We start from the raw sequence: 2,355 nt of genomic DNA on the forward strand, positions 1-2,355 counted from the left end.
AAACAGACCCGGAAACGCCGATCAACCGCAATTCACGCCCGGAACAACTCTCAAACCGTCAGAATGAAGAGGTTTCCGGAGGTGCCCATGTCGCGGGAATCGCCACGGCAACATCAATTGATTGCCGTGGCGCCAAGTCAAACAACTTATGGACATAACGGCCCCGGTATTACTTCGGCACTGTCCTTGTTGCGGGTGTCGCGCCATTTCCGCCGGTTGATTTGTCATAAAGCGGCCGTGGTGGCTGCTGCGTCATCACGGGTGAGGGAACGGCACAAATCCACATCCCATTATTGAAAAGTGCGACATTCCCGCTGGGGCAATCTTTAGGCGGGCCGTTCCTGTTATAAGGATCAAAATCAGCGGCACAGACTGCCGCCGCCCCAAAGACAACGGAAAGCACAGCCAAAACGATGGCACGCATAGTATTTCCTCCGCAGTTTAATTTTCAACTTATTATTAAAAATTCATTACCAAACACCATGCTTTCTCAGAAAACACAAAGTGTCAATCCCGTCAACAGGGCAAGATGGACTCACATCTCAAGTGCAGCACCGAGGTTGAGGCTTTTCCGAGAAAGGCCTCGAGCGGAGTTTGATAGCCAAGGCACTTTCGCGGGATGAGGTTATAGTCCATAGCCAGATCGTCGAGATCGGCCTGCGATATGGCGGCTAGGTCTGTTTTTCGTGGCAGGCCGCGCCGCAATCGACCGATGGCATTCTCAACACCACCCAGCGATCTGCTCCGGGGACCATCCCATCGCAAGCCTGTCGAGGACCACCTCGCGGAGCGCGCTTGAGCACTCCAGCCTATAGAGCTTGCACCGGCGCAGGCTGCGACGGCGATTGCCGTTCCTTAGAACTTGTCGCATAGTTCACCCGCTTTGCCTCAGTCTGACGAAAGTGGATCAATTGGCGACAGCCACAACGGAAGATATGCCCCCCACCGTACCCGGCGATCCAGGGGATACGCCTGCGTTCGTCCGCTATCTTCCCGTCGCGGTGCAAAAGCAGCAATTCGCCATTCCGCTCGACCGTGTCATCGGCGTCGTCGAAAGCTCCAAGATCACGCCCTTGCCCTTCAGCCCGCCGCCCTTCGAAGGGCTGGTCCTCGCCATGGGCCAGGTAGTGCCGCAGATCAGCTTGGCCGCTTTGTTCGGGCTGCCTTCCAGCGATGGCGGCGTGGTGGTTCTGATCTCGGATCGAGGCGGCAGCGTCGGCCTGCGGGTTGATCACGTGCTTGCCATGGTTCAGATCGACTGGGAGCAGATCGTCCACGCCTCACCAGAGGACCGCTCCGCGCAACCGCTGATCGTCGGCCGGTTCGGCGAGGGGACGGCCTCTTGCGGTGTCTTGAACCTGGATCATTTGACCAGCGACTCCATGGCCATGACCGTTGCCGAAAGCGGCTCGGTGATGCTGGCCACCGAGGCGGCGGCCGGCGCGGTCGATGATGACGAGGCGGCGGACCATCAGGCCGATCCCTATCTGATCATCGACGTCAGTGGAGAGCCCTATGCCGTCAAGGTCGATCATCTGATTGAGCTGCTGGAACTGTCGACCCTGCGCTCGGTACCGCAGGCCCCCCATTGGATCGAGGGCATGATCGATCTGCGCGGCGAGCCGATTCTGGGCTTGTCCCTGGCGGCGCTGCTCAACCGTCCGACGGGTGAGCCCGGCAAGCTTGGATTGATGGTGTCGCATCCGGCGGGCAAGGTTGCCCTGGTGGCGGAACATAGCCGGGGTATCGAACGTTTCGCCACCGAGCAGATTCACCCCCTGCGCGAGCCCGTGGCAGGAATTTCAAGCTATCTGGTGCGGGCCGACGACAGCATCGTGGCGATCATCGACCCGACATCCTTGCTGCGTCCCGTTAATGATGACCTGCTGAGATGGGTGCCGTCTCTTAACGCCGAGGACCATGCGGCCGCCACGGCACAGCCCATGGAATTCCTTCAGTTCCTGACCTTGCGGGTGGGGAGGGAATTTTTGGCCATCCCCCTGGATCGTATCCAGCGGCTTCAAGCGGCGGTTCAGATGACGCCTATTCCCGACCGGGGAATGGGCTTTGACGGCTTGGCCGATGTGGGAGATGCCATCGTGCCGGTGATTGATCTGCGGCGGATTCTGGCTGACGATGACGATGCTCCGGTCAGCGATGCTCCACCGCCCTGCCTGCTGGCCATGATCGAAGGTGGCGTGGCGGGCGTCATCGTCAATCAGGTCCTGCGCATTGAGACGGTGCCGGAAAGCCAGATCAGCCCCGCCGAGGATACGCCTGACCGGCCCCCAATGGCGGCTCCAGATCGAATGTTAGTGAAGCATGGTTGATGTTGCCTGGCCAGGGGCGACGGAG

2 protein-coding genes are annotated in these 2,355 nt (G+C 59.7%); one reads left to right on the plus strand and one right to left on the minus strand.

The window, feature by feature from the left end:
- Nucleotides 1-169: 169 nt before the first annotated feature.
- A complete protein-coding gene (locus A6A04_RS22555; protein ID WP_156612703.1) occupies nt 170-424 on the minus strand; it encodes a hypothetical protein in 255 nt (84 codons plus the stop codon).
- A gap of 511 nt (nt 425-935) precedes the next feature.
- Between A6A04_RS22555 and A6A04_RS19500 the strand changes: the two genes are divergently transcribed.
- Nucleotides 936-2,330 carry a chemotaxis protein CheW gene (locus A6A04_RS19500; protein WP_082915078.1) on the plus strand — a complete coding sequence of 465 codons (1,395 nt, stop codon included), beginning with the start codon at nt 936-938 and terminating at the stop codon, nt 2,328-2,330.
- Nucleotides 2,331-2,355 lie beyond the last annotated feature (25 nt).

This window comes from Paramagnetospirillum marisnigri, from assembly GCF_001650715.1.
Taxonomy (GTDB): Bacteria; Pseudomonadota; Alphaproteobacteria; order Rhodospirillales; family Magnetospirillaceae; genus Phaeospirillum; species Phaeospirillum marisnigri.

What these genes read in the sequence shown, in the direction of transcription:
- A6A04_RS19500 (WP_082915078.1), top strand. Translation starts at nt 936, where the DNA reads ATGCCCCCCACCGTACCCGGCGATCCAGGGGATACGCCTGCGTTCGTC.
- A6A04_RS22555 (WP_156612703.1), bottom strand. Translation starts at nt 424, where the DNA reads ATGCGTGCCATCGTTTTGGCTGTGCTTTCCGTTGTCTTTGGGGCGGCG.